Genomic DNA, 18,769 nt, shown 5'->3' on the forward strand with positions numbered 1-18,769 from the left:
ACCTCTTTTCCGGGCCGCCGACGCGCGTGACACGTCGATGGCACGCCATGCCACATCGGCGCCACACGCATGCCGCACCGGTGCCACGCCCATGCCGGCAGCCGGAGGCGGCCGCGCCGCATCCGTGACACACCCGTGCCACGGCATGCCACGCGCGTGCCGTACCGGGCGTGCCGCACACGCGAACGCCGGTGTCCTCGGCCTCGGGACACCGGCGTTCCGGCCGGTACGGCTCAGCCCTTCGCGGAGCCCGGCGTGGCCTCGGGGGAGCCGAAGTACGCGTTCTGCAGCAGCGTGCCGTCGGCGAGCCCGGCGACGTCGCCGGTGTACACGGCGCGGCCGTTGGCGAGCACCACCGCCCGGTCGCAGATCCGCAGCGCGGCCGAGAAGTTCTGCTCGACCAGCAACACCGGGGTGCGCCCGGCAATTTGCCGCAGCGCCTCGTACACGGTCTGCGCGACCAGCGGCGACAGCCCGAGCGACGGCTCGTCGAGCATGATGAGCCGCGGGTTGCCGACGAGCGCGCGGCCGATCGCCACCATCTGCTGCTGGCCGCCGGACAGCGTCCACGCCATCTGGTGCGGGATCTCCCGCAGCGCGGGGAACAGGTCGAACACGTCGTCCACGGTGTGCCCGCCGCCGCGGCGGCCCTGCGCGGTCATGCCGACCTGCAGGTTCTCCAGCACGGTGAGGTTGCCGAACAGCCGCCGCCCCTCGGGCACGTGGATGAGCCCGAGCCGGGCGATGCGCTCGGGGGACATGCCGCGCAGGCTGACCCCGTCGAAGACGACCTCCCCCTCATGCGGCACCAGCCCGGAAACGGCCTTGAGGGTGCTCGACTTGCCCGCGCCGTTCGCGCCGAGCAGGGCGAGGGCGCCGCTCGACGCCATGGCCAGATCGAGCCCGTCCACGGCGACGGTGGTGCCGTACCGGACCCGCAGTCCCGAGATGCTCAACATGCTCATGTCCCCAGGTAGGCCTCGATGACGGCGGGGTCCTGGAAGACCCGCTCGGGTGGGCCGGACGCGATCAGCCGCCCCAGCTCGAGGACGTCGATGCGGTCGCAGATCCGGCTCAGGTACTCGATCTTGTGGTCGACGATGAGCAGCGAGACGCCCTGCTCGCTCACCGACCGCAGCAGCTCGGCGAGCCGGTTGGTCTCCTCGGCGTTGAGCCCGGCCGACGGCTCGTCGAGCGCGATCACCGCGGGCTCCCCGGCGAGCGCCCGCGCGATCTCCAGGTACCGGGCCTGGCCGTACGCGAGCCCCTTCGCGGGCCGGTCCCACATCCCGTCGAGCCCCACCGTGGCCAGCGCCCGGCGCGCCCGCTCGGTGCGTTCGTGCTCGTCGCGGAGCATGCGGCGGCGGCCCAGCGTGGCGCCGAGGAACCCGGTGCGGCGGAACCGCTCGCCGGACAGCATCACGTTCTCCACGCAGGTGAGGTCGTCGAACACCTGCGGGGTCTGGAAGGTACGGCTCAGCCCGGCGGCCCGCACCTTGAGCGGCCGGCCCATCGGCACCGGCACGCCGCGCAGCGTGAGCGAGCCGGTGGCCGGGACGATGCCGCAGATCGCGTTGAGGAAGCTCGTCTTCCCGGACCCGTTCGGGCCGACGAGGCCGACCACCTCGCCGCGGCCGAGGCGCAGCGACACCCCGTCGACCGCGGTGTTGCCGCCGAATTTGACCCGGATGTCCGTCGCCTCAAGCATGCGTCGTCACCCCGCTCGACCGGCCGCCGCCGCGGCGGCGGTGCCGTACCTTCCCGGCGAGCCACGCCACGCCGCCGACGATGCCGTTGGGGAAGAGCACGATCGTGGCGAGCAGGAGCAGCGAGTAGACCACGGTCTCGTACTCCTTCACCGGCCGCAGGAACTCCGGCAGCCAGGTGAGGAAGAACGCGCCCGCGACCCCGCCCCACATCGAGCCGACCCCGCCGAGCAGCAGCATCAGGTAGAGGTTGATCGCCACGCCGACCTCGAACGCCTCCGGCGCGATCGTGCCGAGCGAGTGCGCCTGCAGCACCCCGGCGAGCGCGCCGAGCGTTGAGCCGTAGGTGAACAGGGTCATCGCGCTGCGCCGCGGGTCGATGCCGTTCGACTCGGTGACCTGCGGGATCGCCTTCACCGCGAGCGCGTGCCGGCGCAGCGGGGAGCGCTCCAGCAGCACGCTGAGCAGCAGCACCACCCCGAGTACGGCGAGCAGGAACCAGAAGATCTGCCCGGAGGTGGCGAACTCGTACCCGGCGACGCTCGGCGGGGCGATGCCGTACAGCATGCCGCCGCCGGTCGGCCCGGCGGTGACCTCCCAGTTCCGGAACACCAGCACGGCGATCTCCGCGAACGCCATCGCGCCGATCGCGAAGTACATGTGCTTGGCGTCGCGCAGCAGGAAGGCGAGCAGGTACGCGAGCACCGCCGCGACGATCAGCGCCACCCCGGCGGCGAACACGAACCCGTGCTCGGGGGTGAGGATCGCCGAGGTGTACGCGCCGATGCCCATGAACGCCGCCTGGGAGAAGGCGAACATGCCGCCGAGCTGGTAGGCGAAGTAGAGGCCGACCGTGGCGACCGAGGCGGTCAGCGCGGTGTTGAACACGCTGATCTGGTACATGTTCCCGGTGTTTCCGGCGCCCGCGAGCGCGATCACGGCGAGCACGACGGCCACGGTCAGGTAGTGGCGCCGCCCGTAGACCGGGGGCAGCCCGCCGACGGCCGCGGCCCGGCGCCGGCCCGGCGCGGCCGTACCGGTGCGCCGATCAGAGGCGAGCACGGGCCTCACCTCCGAACAGTCCCTCGGGCCGGAAGGCGATGATCAGCAGCATGGCGGCGAACGGGAACACCTCCCGCCAGTTCGTGGAGATGTAGCCGCCGCCGAACTGCTCCACCAGGCCGAGCAGTACGGCACCGGCGACCACGCCGCCGAACCGTCCGAACCCGCCGATGATCGCCGCCCCGAACGCGAACAGCATCGGCGACAGCCCCATCTCGGGGGTGAGCGCGGCGACCGGCCCGAGCAGCGTGCCCGCGAGCCCGGCCATCGCGCTGGCGAGCGCGAACGTGATGATCGACAGCCGGTTCACCGGGATGCCCTGCAGCCGGGCGGCGTCCCGGTCGAACGCGAGCGCGCGCACCTGGCGGCCCATGCGGGTGCGGTTGAACGCCCAGGACAGCGCGGCCACCGCGATCGCGCAGACCACGATCACGAACAGCGAGTGCTTCGGCACCGGGGCGCCCAGGATCTCCACGGTCTCCAGGCCGAACGGGCTCGCCAGGCTGCGCGGCTCGGCGTCGTACCACAGCACGATGAGCCCGACGAACGCGAACCCGCCCGCGAGCGTGGACAGGAACACCGAGTCGACCGGCCGGGAGCGCAGCGGCGCGTACGCGAGACGTTCCAGCCCGACGCCGACGAGGGCCATCACGGCGATCGACAGCAGGTACGCGGCGACCAGCGGCAGCCCGAGGTCGGTGGAGGCCCAGAACGCGAGGTACGCGCCGAGGCCCACGAGCCCGAACTGGGCCGCGTTCACGATCCCGGTGGCCTTGTAGAGGATGACGATCCCGAGGGAGACGAGGGTGTAGATCGCCCCGAGCGTCAGGCCGCTGAACAGCAGCGCGACGAAGTTGCTCATCGGATCTCCGTTCCGGCCGCGCCGGGGGCCGGCGCCCGTCCGGCACGGCCGTCCACGTGGTGCGTCATCCCTGCTTGCGGCCGGTCCCGGCGAGCTCCGCGGCGGTGTACCGGGCCAGCTCCTTCGGCTCGCCCTTGGCGTAGGAGATCACCACGGCCTCGTGCATCAGCTCGTGCCGGTCGTCGGACTTGTACGTCGAGGCGCACATGGTGTTCTGCGAGAGGGTGAGCGTCGTCAGCGCCTCGGCGATCTTCGCGCGGTCGAGCGAGCCGGCCGCCTCGACCGCCGCCTTGGCGAGCTGGACCGCGTCGTACCCGGACGCGGCCGACGCGTCGGCCACCGCGTCGAACCGGGCCTGGAACCGCTTGGCCCACTCCTGCACGTGCGGCCGGGTGTCGGCGGCCGGGTCGCAGGAGGACATGCCGATGAGCGAGTCGCGGTTCTCCACCGGAACCAGGCCGAGGGTGTTCACGATGCCGACCGCGCTCGGGCCGAGGTGCGGGATGTCCCCCATCCCGTTCTGGTAGGCGGTCTTGGTGGCGAGCGCGAACTGGTTGGGGAAGCCCCAGTCGACGATGGCGTCCGCGCCGCGCATCGCGAGCAGCTCGTTGGTGAGGTCCTTGGCGTCCTGCGGGTACAGCTTGCTGTCGATCACCTCGACCCCGGCCGCCTGGAACTTCTCGGCGTACAGCGGCAGCGCGTTCTGGCCGAAGTCGGTGTTGAGGCCGAGCAGCCCGACCTTCTTCACCTTGACCTCCTTGATCAGGTACTCGGCCGCGGCGTGGATCTGCTCCGGCATCGGGGTGACCACGCGGAACGTGAGGTCGCCGCCGAAGCTCTCGTCCTTCGCCACCGCGGTGGAGGAGGCCATGTTGAGGTGGACCACCCCGGCACGCTGGTAGATCGGGGCGGCCGCGTTCGTCTGGATCGCGGTCGGGCCGCCGATCACGACGTCGACGCCCTCGGAGACCGCGAGCTGGGCGGCCGACGCGGACTTCTGCGCGTTCAGCGCGTCGTCGTACTCCTTCAGCTCGATCTTCTGGCCGTTGACGCCGCCCGCCGCGTTGATCTCCTCGACGGCGAACCGCACTCCGTTGACGTACGGCGCCTGCGACTGGGGGCCGGTGAGCGCGAACACGGAGCCGAGGACGAGCGGGCGGTTCGCGCCGTCGCCCTCCGCCGCCGTGCCGGTGCCGCCGCCGTTGCCGCAGGCGGCGCAGACGATGGCGCTGAGCAACGCGCCGACCCCTGCCTTGAGGGCTCTCTTCCGGTTGGCGAACCTGTCTGCCACGGTTTCCACTTCCTCTTGCGTGCGGACGTCCCGGCCGCGATGGCGAGGGGCCGACGACGCTCTCTCGTGACCTGTGGGGAGGGGTGCCGGACGCGGTGCCGTACCGCGTCCGTGTGCGGGTGTGCGGCCGGTCAGTCCGGCCAGACGATCGTTTCCGACCACCTGCCGGCGTCGGCGGGCAGCCAGCGGTCGTACAGGTGGCGGAACGGCTGGTGGCGGTAGAACTCGAGGCCGTTGGACCCGACGCGGCGCGGCGCGGGCTCCGCCTTCCGCCCGCCCGAGCCGGTCTTCAGCCGCAGGTGCCAGTGCGCGTCGTACACCGCCTGGTCCCGCCACAGCTCGAGCAGCAGGAAGTGCTCGGGGTACTCCACGCTCTGCGCCCGCAGGTACTGCAGGCAGCCGGGCTCCCGCCGGGTGGCCCGCTCGTCGGCGACGAGCGCGGGCAGCGCGGCCTCCGGGTCGGCGAAGCTCGACTGGATGATGATCCGCACCGCGCCCGCCGCCGGCCAGTGGATCCGGGGCGGCTCGCCGGCGAACCGGTCCGCCACCCACACTCGGTCGAGGTGGAACCGGGCGTGGCGGTAGAACTCGGAGGGCTCGCCCTCGGGCGCGTCCGGCCGCACGGACGCGTGGACGAGGTCGTCGCCCGGGTCGGCGAGCACCTTCGCCCAGTGGCGGTCGTGGTCGCGCTGGTCCGCCCAGAGCGCCACGAGGTAGAGCGCGCCCGGGTCGGAGATGGCGCGGTAGCACTCGGCCTCCAGGCAGCCCGGCCGCTCCCGCAGGCGCCGCGCGTACCCGGCCGCCGCCGCGGGGTCGGTGCCCGCGGGCAGCGGGTGCAGGGCTCGGATGGCGGTCATGGTCGTCCTTCGCTGGTACGGCAGGGCGGGCGGCGGGCTAGTAGAAGAGGCTGAGGTTCTTGACGAGCAGGGTCGCCATGTCGAACACGACCGTCCGCCTGGCGATGCGGTAGCCGTACCGGGTGTCGGCCCGCCGGATCAGGTCGTAGCGCTTGCCCACGACGTGGTCGACGTCCCGCTCGCCGCGGGTCCGGTAGACGTAGAAGCTCGACTCGACCGCGTACTCGTCCGGGTTCTCGGTGGCCCCGACCCGGATGTTGGTGATCAGGTGCCGGGTGCGCGACGGCGGCTCCTCGGCCCACGCCATGTGCGTGTAGAGCCGGTCGACCCGCTGCACCAGCTCGGCGTACCCCTCGTCGAAGTAGGCCGACTCGCCTGGCGGGGCCATCTCCTTGCGCCGCTCCCGGTAGAGCCGGTTCTCCCGGGTGGGCGCCCAGTAGTGGATCTCGGGGTCGAGCAGCTCCAGCCACTCGCGGAACTCCCAGCCGTCCAGCAGGTCGGCCTCGTCGAACAGGAACCGCTCGATGTCCCGCTGCACCTCGACGGGGACGGCGGTCCCGGCGGCGCGCTCGGAAACCAGAGGCATGATCGCTCCTTGGGTCTGGGGTGCTCGGGGTCAGCGGTCCGCGGCCTGCGCCTCGCGGCTCTTCTTCAGCTCGACGATCTCCGGCCAGGACAGCCCGGACATCAGGTCGGCGTAGTGCCGGTACATGCCGCGCGCGCCCTCGTCGGCGTAGCAGTGCGGCACGGTGACGCCGGGGAATCCGTCCACGTCCCGGCGGGCCCGGCCGAGCTGCATCGTGTAGAGCAGCGGGTTCCTGCGGGCCATGTAGCCGCGCAGGATGCGCTGCTCCTCCAGCCAGTTCTCCGCGTCGTCCTGCTCGAACATGCCGCCCGGGCTGAACGTGCGCAGCACCTCGATGCGGTACTGCTCCTTCACCTCGGGCGGGGCCACGACCGGCACGAAGGTCCAGGCCCAGATCTCCATCTCGTGCGGGCCGCGCGGGTGGGTCACCCGCATGGTCCCGTTGTTGAGGAACATGAAGGTCGGGAAGATGTTCGCGTGCCCGCGCACCGCCGCGGCCCGCACCTCGCCGAGCCGCTCGGCCACCTGCGGCTGGGTCTCGTTCTCCCACGCCGCGATCACCGGGTTGCGGCTGCTGCTCGAGGTGGTGTCGAACCAGCCGGCCCCGTGCCCGTACGGCGAGCTGAACTGGTGGCCGCGCCCCTTGGCGTACCGCTCGGCGCCGTTGTCCGCGCCGGGCCGCTTGAGCACCTGGACGGCCGAGGCGTGCGACACCTCCGCGTGGTACATGTCGCTCGCCGGCTGCTCGGCGTTGAACTTCCAGTTGCACGGGATGACCCACTTGTGCAGGGCGATCGCCTCGAGCCCGCCCTCGTACCGGTCGATGTAGGCGTCGAAGTACCAGGCCATCTCGCCCAGGTACTCCTCGAACGAGGGCGCGGTGGTGTCCCAGGTGCCGAAGATGAAGCCCTTGTAGTTGGCGAGCCGCGGCACCTGGATCGGGCCCCAGTCCTTCTTGTCGAACACCTCCGGGTCGTAGGCCTCCTCCTCGTGCGGGACGTGGATGAGGTTGCCCGCGGTGTCGTACGTCCAGCCGTGGAAGGAGCACATGAAGCTCTTGGCGTTGCCCCGGTCGGCGCGGCAGATGCGCATGCCGCGGTGGCGGCACTGGTTCATGAACGCCCTGACGGAGCCGTCCCGCTGGCGGACCACGAGCACCGGATCCTCGCCCATGTAGTTCTGGATGAAATCCCCCGGTTTGGGGATCATCGAGTCGTGGGCGAGGAAGAGCCAGGACCGCCCGAACACCAGCTCCAGCTCCCGCTCGTAGATCTCCTGGCTGGTGAAGATCTCCCCCCGGATCAGTCCCCGATCCGCGTCGATGTACTGCGAAACGTCAACGGTCATGGCACGGCTCTTTCCTGATCTTGCGGAGATTTGGAACGTTCCGGGCTGAACGGGACACTCACCGGGACGCGGTGATGGCGGCGAAGTCGATGTAGTAGGCGGGCGCCGCGAGCTCGGGGTCGGGCCTCTCCCGGCGCAGCACCCCCTCGACGATGAAGCCGCCGAGCGCCGCCCAGGTGTCGTAGTAGCAGAACGCGGTCGCCCCGCCCATGAGGTCGGCGCCCATCACCGTGGGCACGCCGATGCCGGCGAGCCACCGCTGGGTGCGGTCCCAGGCCTCCGGGTCGGTGTCGATGTGGAGCAGCATGTGGTGCACGCCCTCGCCCCACAGGTCGCGGAACTCGCGGTTGTAGTGGCTGGGCCCGAAGGTCGGCTGGATCACCTCGAAGCCGAAGTCGGCGAACGGGGTCAGCCCGGTGAAGTACTCGTGCTCCACCGGCGCGCCCCGGTAGAAGGCGTTCTCCAGCAGGCCGGGCTCGGTTCGCCAGTCCCGGATCGCCCACCGCTCCACGCCGAGGATCTCGTGGTACCGCGGCAGGGTCGCCATCAGGTCGTGGACCACCACCCCGAAGTGCGACACCCCCGACACCGGCAGCGGCCCGACCCCCTCCGGCCGGGTGTACGTCCCCGAGTGGTCCCACACCTCGTCCGGCGGCAGGTCGCCCAGGTCGGCCCCTGCGTCGCCCGGCACCCGCACCTCGACGAGGTAGCCGCCGAGCGCCTTGCGGGTGTCGACGAAGTGCCGCCGCACCCGCCCGTCGACGGTCATCGAGGCGGCGATCCCGATCCCCCGCTCGGCGAGCCGCCGCCGGGTGTGCTCGAATGTCTCCTCGTCCTGTACGGCGAGCGCCAGGTGGCTGATCCCCTGCCCGCGCACGAACCGGAACTCCTGGAACGGGCTCTCCCCGGTCAGCGGCTGCACCAGCTCGAACGTGACCGGCACCGAGAGCGGCCCGGCGAGCGGGTGGTCCGATCGCGGCGGCACCGTCGTGGTCCCGGTCGCGGTACGGAAGCTCGGCGTCACCGGCCGGCCGTACGCCAGCGTGTCGCCGAGCCGTACCGCGTCGAAGTGGCGAACCTCCCACCGGTCGATACCGAGGATCTCCGCGTACCTGCGCGTCGCCGCCTCGAGGTCCTTGACCACGACGCCGACGGAGTAGAGGCGATCCACCGGCAGCAAAGCGCCCACTGCATGACCTCCAAGGTGACTGGTCACGGCGGCCCGAGGCCGGGCCGTATCTCCGGCCGGTCGTCAACGGGGCTCGGCGCGGAGAACCCCGAACAGATCTCGATCTGGCGTGCGCTGTGGCGCTGTCGCTGGTCCGAACCGTCTCGCCCGTTTCGCCAGTTGGGCGGAACGGCCGTGCCGCCACTTTCACGTATCGCGGCGCACCCGCCAAGGCCTCACGTTCCGCCCATCAGAACGCAATGTTGGACGAATCACACCGATCAGCCGAAGAGTGTGCCGCAGGAAGGACCGAGCCCCCGGCGGTGTTGGTCGCGGTGAAGGCCGGTCCGGGAACGGGTGAAACGGAGGCGACGTGAGCGACCGGGAGACGTACGCGATCGTGGGTGCCGGGCTCGCCGGCGCACGGGCCGCCGAGGCCCTGCGCGGCGCGGGCTTCGGCGGACGCATCGTGCTCATCGGCGCCGAGCCCGACCTCCCGTACGACCGCCCGCCGCTGTCCAAGGAGGTGCTGACGGGGTCGATGCCGCCCGAGCGCACCCGCCTGCGCTCCGCCGAGGAGTGGGCCGCCGACGAGATCGACCTCTACCTCGGCACCCGGGTCACCCGCCTGCTCCCCGCCGAGCGCAGGCTCCTGCTCGCCGAGTCCACCGGCCGCACCGGCTCGCTGCGGGTGGACAAGGTGCTGTTCGCCACCGGCGGCCGCCCCCGCCGCCTCGCCGTACCCGGCGCGGACCTCGAGGGCGTGTCCCACTTCCGCACCCTCGCCGACGCGCTGGCCGTCCGCCCCCACCTGGTGCCCGACGCCCCCATCGTGGTGGTCGGCGCCGGCTTCATCGGCGCCGAGATCGCGGCCTGCGCCCGCCAGTCCGGCTGCCAGGTCACCGTGCTCGAGATCGCCGACGTCCCGCTACGCCGCGTCCTCGGCGACGAGATGGGCGCCCGCTACGCCCGCTACCACCGCGAACGCGGCGTCGACCTCCGCCTCGGCGTCAACGTCGACCGCATCGAGGGCGACGACCGCGTCCGCGCCGTCGTGGCCACCGACGGCACCCGCATCGAGACCTCCTGCGTCATCGTCGGCATCGGCATCGAGCCCGACCTGGAGGTCGCCGCCGAGGCCGGCGTGGCCACCGCCGACGGCATCCTCGTCGACGAGTACTGCCGCACCTCACTCGAGAACGTGTACGCCGCGGGCGACGTCGCCAACGCCCCCAACCCGTACCTCGGCCGCCGGGTTCGCCTGGAGCACTGGCAGAACGCCCAGAACCAGGGCATCGCCGCGGGCCGTTCGATGGCCGGGGCCGCCGAGCCGTACGGCGAGGTCCCCTGGTTCTGGTCCGACCAGTTCGACCTCCGCCTCCAGCTGGCCGGCCACATCTCCCCCGACCACAAGATCGTCTACCGCGGCGACCCCGACTCCGCCTCGTTCTGCGCCTTCTACCACCGTGACGGCGTCCTCCACGCCGCCCTCGGCATCAACCGCCCCCGCGAAGTTCGCGCCGCCATGCGCCTCATCGCCAAGCGCACCCGCGTCGACGTCCACGAACTGGCCGAGGAAGGCCGCGACCTCCGCAAACTCACCCCGCTCCCGGCCTGACCCGGCGACACCGGACCTCGCCGGCCAACCTCATACGTGAACGGCGCGGCCCTGGCCGAACAAGCCAGGACCGCGCCGCCACATCCACGTCTACGAGATCCACGTCTACGAGCGCCGCCGCCCCGCCGAGCCATGGCGGCACTCACCTACGGCAGGCGAAACACCTGTCGGCCGACAGGCACGGCCGGAGCACTAATAAATTGTGATTCGCTCCACCTTGATAAGGGTCTGCGGAATCGGGTCGCCCCAGGACTCGTACTTGTCCAGATAGATGACCCCGGGCGTACCCGTGCCGTTGTCCGAGACGTAGTCGATCCGCACCCTGTTGTTTCTCGACTCGATACGCCAGGTGATGTAGATCTCGACGTCGAGCGACCCCGATCCCGCGTAGCAGAAGATGTGATGGGCATTGATTTTGACGGCCTGCGCCCCTTCTTCACCAAAACACGAGACCATACTGGTCGCGGACGCCGGCGCCGGCACGCCCATCACAAGCCCACCGGCCGCCACCGCGGCAACCGCCAGCTTCTTCCAGACTCTCACGCTCTCCCCTGCTCGTCGCTGCCGGCCGATCCGGCCCACGGGACACGACAAAAACGCCCGGGAATGCCCGGATCACGTAACCAGCGGCAATATAAACAGGGCAAATTTACGCGGTCAAGTCAGTCAGAGCCGCTTGTTTCACAACCCAAAAATGCAAGCCGTGACGCCGCGATCTCGTGACGTCACCCGTGGGTGGCTACGCGGCGTGGCAGGGCGACCCCCAAAACCCCGTGAACAGCGGAAATCCGCGAGCACGGCCCGCGCCCGTTGGATCGCCCCGCCACCCCGCCGCCGTACACCGCTAACGATTTCTCACAAATTTTTAAGGATTCTCGTCACAGCGCGCAGTGACCGGCGAGCCAAGAAAGATGCCACCCTGGCACACCCAACACGAACACCCGGCCCACCGATCGCCCGCGACCAAGGGCACCCCGAGGACGGGACCCACACCCCATGACCGATCACGTCCACCCAGCCGCCGACGTGGCCGCGAGCCGCGACACTCTCCTACACGATGTCCGAGAGCGTGGCCGCGATCGATTCTGTGACCTCGACGTAGACCTCGCCGCCTTCCACCCGTACCGGGTAGGTCCGCAGGTCGACAGTGGCCGGAAGGCAGAGCGCGCGGCCGGTACGCAGGTCGAACTTGGCGAAGTGCCAGTTGCACTCGACGGTGCAGCCCTCGACGTACCCCTCCGCCAGCGAGGACTGGCCATGGCTGCAGGTGTCGTCGATCGCGTAGAACTCGCCGTCCACGTTGAACACCGCGATCGGCGGATCGACGTCCACCCTGACCCCCTCCCCACCCGGCTCAAGGTCGTCAACACTACAGGCCTTGATCCACGGCACCGCCACACCTCTTTCTCCACCGCAGCCGCCCGCCGCTCCCCACCTTGTGGCCATGGCCGCCCGGCTCGTCGATCCAGCCACGACCAGTCCGCAACGACCATCGCCCAACGGGGACGCCGGTGTTCGGCTCGCCGCTCATGCGGCAGCCTCAGCCTGCGCCCGAGGGCAAGGCCACGGCAACGCGAACGTCCCGACGAACGGAACACGCCTCTGCCTTCCGGACCAATCGGCGATGGACGCCAGAAGGCGTCAGCTCGAATCTCGAACGCCTTCCGGCTCGGCGTGATGCCTGGAGACACCGTGTGATCCAGCAGCGCCAGAGTGAGCTGCGACGGGCTAGGGAGTTAGCAGGGCCGAGGTTGGGAGGCGTCGTCGAAGAGGTCGTCGATATGAGCGGCATCCAGAGCGCGGCGTAGCCACAGGTCCAGCTGGTCTAGGTCAGTGCAGCTTCTGATCTGCCGCTCCCGCTCAGGGGGAACCTCGATGCCGCGGTGGCGGAGAACCGAAAGCACCGAGGACGCCTCTCCTGCGGCCTCGCCCTCACGGTAGAGGTTCTGCGCCCAAGGGCTGTGCTTTGGGACGTAGACGGACACGGTCTCCTCCAGAACCCGGCGGGCCTCGGGCACGGCCATGTCGACAGTGTAACCAAACAGAGACGTTGCGTCATCGGCGGGTAGCTTGTCGAGCATGCCGACGAAAGCTCTGGGGACCTCCTCGCGATGCCCGTGCGCCATCACCGACAGCACCGCCATCAGCGGATCCTTGAGCATTGCGTCAGAACTGGTCAACACGGGAATATCCCCAGGGCCGACGATCACAGGGTCCATGCTGACGCGCATGCAGCCGGCGCAGACCTCAACCGGCTTGGCGAATCGGACCGCTTTCGGGTCTGGGGTCAAGAAGATCACGTAGACGGGCTTGCGGGTCTCCAGCCAGAGGATCTCCGCGGCGGTCAGAGTCTGCCGCAGTTTGTCCTCGCTCATATTGGACTCGACTTCGACGATGGCCGAGTACCAGCGATCCTGTCGCGGGCCGCAGTAGATCACCGTGTCGGCGTGCAGTTCGCGGGAGATGCGGTCGCGCAGATCGCCAGGGCCAACGGACAGCTGACCACCTACGGGAAGGTCGACACCGCCAATCTCGCGTAGCAGGCGGATGGGCAGATCGGGATATTTTCGAATGAGTCTGTTCAAGGCGTCATGCCGTGAGGATGGCATGCGCGAAACGTTACCATTCAATTACTGATCGTTGTTCTCGGCTTGGCATACGAATCGGTTTCTGGACACCTGCCCGAGAGTGATTGGACACACTTTGCCCGCACTGCAATGAATCGCACACCGGTGACCAAGGAGCCAGATCAGCACATATCGTAAATATGTCACGAAAAAAATCAATCCCCACTCGGGGCACAAGCGAATAATCCTCGCATTCTAAACAGGAAAACCATAGCAAGGTCGACGCGCCCTAAAGAACTGGTTTTGAACAAAGTGGCGGCCGACCGGCGGAGCCGGATATCAGGTTGACCTGATAAGGGGAGGCTGTGGGCTGCGATGGATCAGGAACTCGCCGACCTGCTGGGGATCGATTTCAACGACCCCGACGTCCAGCGCGAGAACGAGGCGATCGAGCGCGACATGCGGCTGATCGAGTGCCTTGTCAGTCTTCGCAGGCAGCTCGGACTCTCGCAGGCCGAGGTCGCCGCGCGCATGGGACGGAGCCAGCCGGCCGTCTCCGACTTCGAGCGACTCGGCGGTGACCCGCATCTGTCGACGATCCGCCGCTATGCCCTGGCCATCGGCGCTGAGGTCATCCACATCGTCCGGCTGCGGGGTAAGGAGGAGTCGCCCACTCTCGCGCCCGCGGCAATGAACGTCCGCGTCGAAGGTCCCGGGACGGCCAACACGGGCAGTACGACCACCGGTCTTCCGGTCTACCGGGTCGCAATGGCCGGGAACGCCTGATGGAAGCCTTCATCATATTGAGTGACGCGGCGCAGATCGATGCGTCGGGGAAAGTCGGTCTGCTGGGCGCGGGATGGACAATAACCGGGCCTAATGTACCGCCGATGGCCGTCACCGTTTTCTTGCGCGTTCCCTGGGAGGAAGCGGGACAGCGCCGTACTTTCAGGATCCGTCTTCTGGACGAAGAAGATCAACCCGTTTACAGGCCCGAAGCGACGAAGATCCGATCGAATTCACCGGTCAATTGCAGCTCGACGAGAAGCGAGCACTACCGGATGACGAGGTAAGACTGGTGGACATTCACGTGCCCATCTCCGTCACCGCGCATCTGCCTTCGCTACACGGAGGGCACCGGTATAGGTGGGTGTTCGAAGTCGAGGGGAAGGAGCTGGCATCCACGTCCTTCGTGGTACGCCGAGACGATACTGCGACGAATCCCGAGAAAAACGACAAGTAAGGGCGCAGACCGGGGCCGGCCGAGCTGAACGGCCGGCCGGATGCGTCTGGCGGGTCCGTTCCGGTACTACTGCCGGACCGAGATTCGGAGATATCGTCGAACAGGTCGTCAATGTGCGACGCGGTCAGAGCCCGCTGCAGCCACGCGTCCAGTCGTTCTAGGTCGTCACAGAACCTGATCTGCCGTTCCCGCTCAGGCGGGACCTCGACGCCTCGATGCCGGAGCACCGAGAGCACGGAGTTGGCCTGGCCTCTCGCGCGGCCTTGCCTGAGCCCTTCCGCTAACCCTCCGAGATGTCCGTGTTCCTTGCCCTGACGGTAGAGGTTCTGCGCCCAAGAACTGTGCTCGGGGACATAGGCCATCACGGTCTCCTCCAGAGTCCGACGGACCTCGGGGGGCGCCATGTCAACGCTGTAGCCGAACAATTCCGTCGCATCATCGGCGGGAAGGTCGTCGAGCAGCTTGACGAACGCCTCGGCGACCTCGCGGCGATGCCCATGCGCCATGGCCGAGAACGCCGCCCTCAGCGGGTCAGCAGCCATGCTCTTGGGGTCGCACAGTACAGGGATGTGACTTGGACCAACGATCACCGGATCGACGACGACCGAGACAGAGCCACCGCGCAGCTCCACCGGTCCCGAGACCCGCGATGCGCCGGGGTCGGGTGTGATGAACAGGAGGTGCACAGGCCGCCGGCCGGCCTCAACCCATAGGAGGGCGGCAGCGAGGGCCATCTGATGCAGTTTTTCCGCGGAGATCTCCGTGGCGACCTCGACGATGATCAAGTACTCGGCGTTCGGTTCTGGGCCGCTGAAGATGTTGATGTAGTCGCCCACCTCAACCGCAACGCGGTCATGCCACTCGTCGTAGACCGGGCTGAGCGACCCACCTGGTGGTATCTCTACTCCTCCTACCTCGCGCAACAAGAGGACGGGTAGGTGCGGGTAGCGCTCGATGAGCCTGTTAAGTGCCTCGTACTGCAAGCGCGGCATGCACACAACGTTATCAGTTGATTACGAACAGCTCTCCCGTTCTTGACACCACTGGAACCGAACCTGGTGATCAGCCTGCACCGCCCGTCCGATCCTGCTCCCTTGCCCGTTCAGAGGAGACCCTGTCGGCAGCGGGATCTACGTCGCCCCGCGGCCGGGTACGTCAAACGCCCGTCACCTGGCGCACCTCGGCCAGACCAGAGGCCGACGGCACGCTCGCCTGAGCCAACGCACAGTCGCGTCGGCCAAGTGCGGGCGGTCAGGCGGCTGCGGGTGTCACCAATGCCCGTAGTTCGCGGGCAGCAGGCAGCTCTCGCGCCTTATCGGGCAGGGCTGTGAGAACCTCCCCGACAAGGCGGCGGCGAGGTGGCGTCACCGGGAGAGACTGTGTGACGCGAACGGCGTGGCCGAGTCCTTCGGTCACCTCGTGATCCTGGATGAGGCACCACGCCTGGAGGAGTCCGATGTTGGCTCGCCCGCCGACCTTCTCCTCTGGGAGATCGGCGAGAGCCTGCTCCAACAAGGGCGCGGCGGCCTTGGCGTCTCCCAGCTTTGCGAGCGTCCACGCCTCTCCGGACTTGGCTTCCGCGGACGCCAAGCCCCAGACGGAGATGCGCTCGTCGGTCACGGTCGAAGGGAGCGCGGAATAGGTGTCCTTGAATTCGCGCAACGCCGCGCGAGCCTCTTCCACACGCCCGTCCTCGGCGAGCACTCGGGCACGAATCTTCTGCGCCTGCGCGAGGCCCAGAGACGGGTGGTTCCCGGCGAGCTGGACGGCTTCGTCGAGGAGGTTCTCCGTGGCGGTCCTCACGCGCTGCATGTAGTAGGACTCCACCGCCTCCTCGGCTCGCACCCACACGGCCAGGTCGCGGTCGCCGGAGGCGTCGGCGGCGGTACGAGCGGCGGCCCATGCTCGCCAGCAGGCCCGAGCACCTGCGATCAGGGGCAGATCCAATGCCAGGAACGCCGACAACTGCGCATACACGCGCAGCAGGGACGCGCGCTCGCTGGTGCCCGTGGTTCTGGCCAATTGTTTCGACAGGTCGCGGATGTCGGCGACGAGGTTGGCGGAACGCGAACCCGACAGATCGATCCATACACTCTGCGCGTAGTCCCAGGCGACTCGCTCCCAGTCATCGACATCACGGTCGGTTGGCTCTGCGGAGATCCGCGGCAACTCACCGGGCGTGAAGGTGGGAATAGCCGCTACTGGGCCGAGTACCGACAGGAGGCGAAGGAGGGAGCGACGTTCCATGTCGTCCTCGCCGAGGCTTGGGGAGTTTGCTGTGAAGGTACCCATCCGCAGCGGCATTGCCTGCCGGCTCCGGCACACCCTCTGATCACAGGCGAGCCGTTCTCCGTCCCTGGTTCGCGCTCAAGCCGCAGCCGCCGATACAAGCGTTCGTAGTTCACGAGCGGCGGGCAGGGCCTGGGCCTTTTCGGGGAGGGAGGTCAGGATCTCGCCGACGATTCGGCGCCGGGCAGGGGTGACGGGAAGTGACTGGGTGAGCTGAACGGCACGGTCGAGTCCTTCGGTCACCTCGCCGTCCTGGATCGCGCCCCACATGCGCACCAGGTTGATGTTGGTTCTGCCGCCCACCTTCTCCTGCGGGGAGGACGCGAGCGCCTGCTCCAGCAGCGGAGTCGCGCGGCCGACGTCGCCGAGTTTGGTCAGGACCCAGGCCTGACTCCATTGCACGTCCTCCGGCGGTTTTCCCCATACGGAGATGTGATCGTCTGTCACATGCGCCGGCAGGGCGGCGTACACCTCCTCCAGCTCGCCGAGAGTTCTCCGGGCGTCATCGGCTTTCCCCTGATCGGCGAAGATGCGGCTGTGGACGTCGAGCGCCTTCACCAACCCGATGCTGGGGCGACCGTCGGCGAGCGCGACGGCTTCGGCGACCAGGTTCTCCGTGGCGGAGCCCAGACGTTTCATGTAGTACGAGTCGGCCGCCTCCTCAGCCCGTACCCATACGGCCAGGTCCTTGTCGCCGGAGGCATCGGCGGCGGCGCGGGCGGCCGACCAGGCGCGCCAACAGGCGCGTGGGCCTGCGATCAGCGGAAGATCGAGCGCGAGGAACGCCGACAGCTGCGCGTACACCCGTAGCAGGGACGCACGCTCGGTGTTGTCCGCGGTGCCGGCCAGATCTCGGGATAGGTCGTGGATGTCGGCGGCGAGATCGGCGGATCGTGTCCCCGACAGATCGGTCCACACGCCCTGTGCGTAGTCCCAGGCGACCTGCTCCCAGTCGTCCGCGTCGCGATCGACCCATTCCCCGGTGATCTGCCGCAGGCGGACGTGCACGGCGTCGATCGTCGAGGCGGAAACGGCCGCGCCAGGGCCGAGGACCGAGAGGAGGCGAAGGAGGGCGCGACGCTGCATGTCGTCCTCGTCAGGGATCGAGGGATTTGCTGGGAACGTACCCGACAGGAGCTTGGACTCCCATTCGGTAAGGACCTTGTCGCGGGCGAGCAATTCGCTGAGCTGGATCAGAGCTCCGTTGGCCTGGTAGGCCACGTCGAAGAGCGGGATCAGGTCGGGTGGTACCGGTTGTTCGCCGCGTTCGATCCTGGCCAGGTGGCCCCAGGAGATCGGGAGCCGGGCGGCCACCTCGCGCAGGCCGGTGCGGCGGAAGGCGCGGAGGACCGCGCCGAAGAGCTGGGCGGAGGAGGGTCGGGGGGTCTGTCCGCTCATGCCGCCTCTCCGTAGGTGACGGTCGCGTGACACGAGTGGTCACGGATTTCGCTGCATGCGATTACAGAGCGTCTCCATGATGTCACTCGCAACCCCCTCGATGGTCGGAAACAGCGGCCATCGGTGCGCCAGCGGGAGCCGTACGGCCGCCCCCGTCGTACGGCTCCCGCCCTGAACGTGAAGTGGAGTACGGGTCATGGTGGACGTGGACGGCACGGTACGCCGACGCGGATGGCGATATGGGTCGACCGTGATCTCGGTCGGCGGTGCTCGGCGGGCCTCCGGCTGTGGGCCAGGTGTGGGTGTGGGGCGGCCATGACGGACGCGTGCCGGGATCAGCCGCCGCAGTGCGGCGATGCGGACGGGCTGCTGAACGCGAGCTGGACCTGGGAGCCCGAGGCCAGGTACGTGCGGGAGGCCCGGAAAGAGGCCGAGGCGACGCTGGTCTCGTGGGGCGTGAGCGGGCAGGACCTTGAGGATGTGATCCTCGTGTTGAGCGAGCTCGTGTCCAATGCGCTCGTCCACGGCAAGGGGGCCATCACGGTCACGCTCACCCTCGACCGCCACCGCAACACGCTGACCGGCGGGGTCACCGACGCAGGGCCGGACTGGCCACGTGAAACAACGTGCGAGAACGGGACCGCCGGGGAGGCCCAAGGAGGATCCGTTCGCCGAGAACGGGCGCGGGCTGTTCCTGGTCGGGCTGTTGTCGAACGGGTGGGGCGTGGCCAGGGAGTCCGATGGCACGCAGAAGACGGTGTGGTTTCGGCGCGAG

General features: G+C 68.9%; 18 protein-coding genes and 1 pseudogene. 4 read left to right on the top strand and 15 right to left on the bottom strand.

The features are described 5' to 3' along the window. Positions 1–233: 233 nt before the first annotated feature. From FHX40_RS22240 to FHX40_RS22280, 9 genes are all read right to left on the bottom strand, one after another. Positions 234–965: an ABC transporter ATP-binding protein gene (locus FHX40_RS22240; RefSeq protein ID WP_211350361.1), complete on the bottom strand. Its 732-nt coding sequence runs from the start codon at positions 963–965 to the stop codon at positions 234–236. Continuing rightward, positions 962–1,708: an ABC transporter ATP-binding protein gene (locus FHX40_RS22245; protein ID WP_142261965.1), complete on the bottom strand. Its 747-nt coding sequence runs from the start codon at positions 1,706–1,708 to the stop codon at positions 962–964. The genes FHX40_RS22240 and FHX40_RS22245 overlap by 4 nt, the downstream gene beginning before the upstream one ends. Next, positions 1,701–2,768, bottom strand: a complete 1,068-nt coding sequence (locus FHX40_RS22250) for a branched-chain amino acid ABC transporter permease (protein ID WP_142261417.1) — start codon at positions 2,766–2,768, stop codon at positions 1,701–1,703. Before FHX40_RS22250 ends, FHX40_RS22245 begins: the two co-directional genes overlap by 8 nt. Then, positions 2,755–3,630 carry a branched-chain amino acid ABC transporter permease gene (locus tag FHX40_RS22255; protein ID WP_142261418.1) on the bottom strand — a complete coding sequence of 292 codons (876 nt, stop codon included), beginning with the start codon at positions 3,628–3,630 and terminating at the stop codon, positions 2,755–2,757. Before FHX40_RS22255 ends, FHX40_RS22250 begins: the two co-directional genes overlap by 14 nt. Before the next feature lie 64 nt (positions 3,631–3,694). Then, a complete protein-coding gene (locus FHX40_RS22260) occupies positions 3,695–4,921 on the bottom strand; it encodes an ABC transporter substrate-binding protein (RefSeq protein ID WP_170198930.1) in 1,227 nt (408 codons plus the stop codon). A gap of 131 nt (positions 4,922–5,052) precedes the next feature. Next, positions 5,053–5,778: a putative quinol monooxygenase gene (locus FHX40_RS22265; RefSeq protein WP_142261420.1), complete on the bottom strand. Its 726-nt coding sequence runs from the start codon at positions 5,776–5,778 to the stop codon at positions 5,053–5,055. A 37-nt stretch (positions 5,779–5,815) separates the two neighbouring features. Next, complete coding sequence (locus FHX40_RS22270) at positions 5,816–6,364, bottom strand: 3-phenylpropionate/cinnamic acid dioxygenase subunit beta (protein WP_142261421.1); 549 nt, start codon at positions 6,362–6,364, stop codon at positions 5,816–5,818. A 30-nt stretch (positions 6,365–6,394) separates the two neighbouring features. After that, positions 6,395–7,711 (bottom strand): aromatic ring-hydroxylating dioxygenase subunit alpha, encoded by a 1,317-nt coding sequence (locus tag FHX40_RS22275; RefSeq protein ID WP_142261422.1) that lies wholly within the window; start codon positions 7,709–7,711, stop codon positions 6,395–6,397. 58 nt (positions 7,712–7,769) lie between these two features. Next, complete coding sequence (locus FHX40_RS22280; protein ID WP_170198931.1) at positions 7,770–8,900, bottom strand: VOC family protein; 1,131 nt, start codon at positions 8,898–8,900, stop codon at positions 7,770–7,772. Between the two features lie 352 nt (positions 8,901–9,252). Between FHX40_RS22280 and FHX40_RS22285 the strand changes: the two genes are divergently transcribed. Then, positions 9,253–10,497, top strand: a complete 1,245-nt coding sequence (locus FHX40_RS22285) for an NAD(P)/FAD-dependent oxidoreductase (RefSeq protein ID WP_142261424.1) — start codon at positions 9,253–9,255, stop codon at positions 10,495–10,497. A 192-nt stretch (positions 10,498–10,689) separates the two neighbouring features. On the opposite strand, the gene FHX40_RS22290 is transcribed toward FHX40_RS22285, so the two are convergent. The 3 genes from FHX40_RS22290 to FHX40_RS22300 all read right to left on the bottom strand — a co-directional run bounded on the left by FHX40_RS22290 (position 10,690) and on the right by FHX40_RS22300 (position 13,106). Next, positions 10,690–11,040, bottom strand: a complete 351-nt coding sequence (locus tag FHX40_RS22290) for a beta/gamma crystallin domain-containing protein (RefSeq protein WP_142261425.1) — start codon at positions 11,038–11,040, stop codon at positions 10,690–10,692. 507 nt (positions 11,041–11,547) lie between these two features. Then, entirely contained in the window at positions 11,548–11,889 is a 342-nt protein-coding gene (locus FHX40_RS22295; RefSeq protein WP_189136160.1) for a bifunctional 3-phenylpropionate/cinnamic acid dioxygenase ferredoxin subunit, read from the bottom strand. 344 nt (positions 11,890–12,233) lie between these two features. After that, the gene (locus tag FHX40_RS22300; RefSeq protein ID WP_142261427.1) at positions 12,234–13,106 is read right to left on the bottom strand and encodes a hypothetical protein; all 873 of its coding nucleotides are present in this window, start codon (positions 13,104–13,106) and stop codon (positions 12,234–12,236) included. A 333-nt stretch (positions 13,107–13,439) separates the two neighbouring features. On the opposite strand from FHX40_RS22300, the gene FHX40_RS22305 reads away from it, so the two are divergent. Continuing rightward, the gene (locus FHX40_RS22305) at positions 13,440–13,850 is read left to right on the top strand and encodes a helix-turn-helix domain-containing protein (protein WP_142261428.1); all 411 of its coding nucleotides are present in this window, start codon (positions 13,440–13,442) and stop codon (positions 13,848–13,850) included. Continuing rightward, entirely contained in the window at positions 13,850–14,137 is a 288-nt protein-coding gene (locus tag FHX40_RS22310) for a DUF6941 family protein (RefSeq protein ID WP_142261429.1), read from the top strand. Before FHX40_RS22305 ends, FHX40_RS22310 begins: the two co-directional genes overlap by 1 nt. Positions 14,138–14,150: 13 nt before the next feature. Here FHX40_RS22310 and FHX40_RS22315 read toward each other — a convergent pair whose 3' ends face one another. The 3 genes from FHX40_RS22315 to FHX40_RS22325 all read right to left on the bottom strand — a co-directional run bounded on the left by FHX40_RS22315 (position 14,151) and on the right by FHX40_RS22325 (position 17,994). Then, positions 14,151–15,299, bottom strand: coding sequence for a hypothetical protein (locus tag FHX40_RS22315; RefSeq protein WP_142261430.1), 1,149 nt, complete (start codon positions 15,297–15,299; stop codon positions 14,151–14,153). 259 nt (positions 15,300–15,558) lie between these two features. After that, a complete protein-coding gene (locus FHX40_RS22320; protein ID WP_170198932.1) occupies positions 15,559–16,599 on the bottom strand; it encodes a tetratricopeptide repeat protein in 1,041 nt (346 codons plus the stop codon). Positions 16,600–16,674: 75 nt separating this feature from the next. Next, positions 16,675–17,994: a helix-turn-helix domain-containing protein gene (locus FHX40_RS22325; protein ID WP_142261432.1), complete on the bottom strand. Its 1,320-nt coding sequence runs from the start codon at positions 17,992–17,994 to the stop codon at positions 16,675–16,677. A gap of 315 nt (positions 17,995–18,309) precedes the next feature. Between FHX40_RS22325 and FHX40_RS26320 the strand changes: the two are divergent. Further along, positions 18,310–18,612: pseudogene (locus FHX40_RS26320) on the top strand (ATP-binding protein); the annotation flags it as partial. Between the last annotated feature and the right edge of the window lie 157 nt (positions 18,613–18,769).

This window comes from Thermopolyspora flexuosa, assembly GCF_006716785.1.
Taxonomy (GTDB): domain Bacteria; phylum Actinomycetota; class Actinomycetes; order Streptosporangiales; family Streptosporangiaceae; genus Thermopolyspora; species Thermopolyspora flexuosa.

What these genes read in the sequence shown, in the direction of transcription:
- FHX40_RS22240 (WP_211350361.1), bottom strand. Translation starts at nt 965, where the DNA reads ATGAGCATGTTGAGCATCTCGGGACTGCGGGTCCGGTACGGCACCACC.
- FHX40_RS22245 (WP_142261965.1), bottom strand. Translation starts at nt 1,708, where the DNA reads ATGCTTGAGGCGACGGACATCCGGGTCAAATTCGGCGGCAACACCGCG.
- FHX40_RS22255 (WP_142261418.1), bottom strand. Translation starts at nt 3,630, where the DNA reads ATGAGCAACTTCGTCGCGCTGCTGTTCAGCGGCCTGACGCTCGGGGCG.
- FHX40_RS22265 (WP_142261420.1), bottom strand. Translation starts at nt 5,778, where the DNA reads ATGACCGCCATCCGAGCCCTGCACCCGCTGCCCGCGGGCACCGACCCC.
- FHX40_RS22270 (WP_142261421.1), bottom strand. Translation starts at nt 6,364, where the DNA reads ATGCCTCTGGTTTCCGAGCGCGCCGCCGGGACCGCCGTCCCCGTCGAG.
- FHX40_RS22275 (WP_142261422.1), bottom strand. Translation starts at nt 7,711, where the DNA reads ATGACCGTTGACGTTTCGCAGTACATCGACGCGGATCGGGGACTGATC.
- FHX40_RS22300 (WP_142261427.1), bottom strand. Translation starts at nt 13,106, where the DNA reads ATGCCATCCTCACGGCATGACGCCTTGAACAGACTCATTCGAAAATAT.
- FHX40_RS22305 (WP_142261428.1), top strand. Translation starts at nt 13,440, where the DNA reads ATGGATCAGGAACTCGCCGACCTGCTGGGGATCGATTTCAACGACCCC.
- FHX40_RS22310 (WP_142261429.1), top strand. Translation starts at nt 13,850, where the DNA reads ATGGAAGCCTTCATCATATTGAGTGACGCGGCGCAGATCGATGCGTCG.
- FHX40_RS22315 (WP_142261430.1), bottom strand. Translation starts at nt 15,299, where the DNA reads ATGCCGCGCTTGCAGTACGAGGCACTTAACAGGCTCATCGAGCGCTAC.
- FHX40_RS22320 (WP_170198932.1), bottom strand. Translation starts at nt 16,599, where the DNA reads ATGGGTACCTTCACAGCAAACTCCCCAAGCCTCGGCGAGGACGACATG.
- FHX40_RS22325 (WP_142261432.1), bottom strand. Translation starts at nt 17,994, where the DNA reads ATGAGCGGACAGACCCCCCGACCCTCCTCCGCCCAGCTCTTCGGCGCG.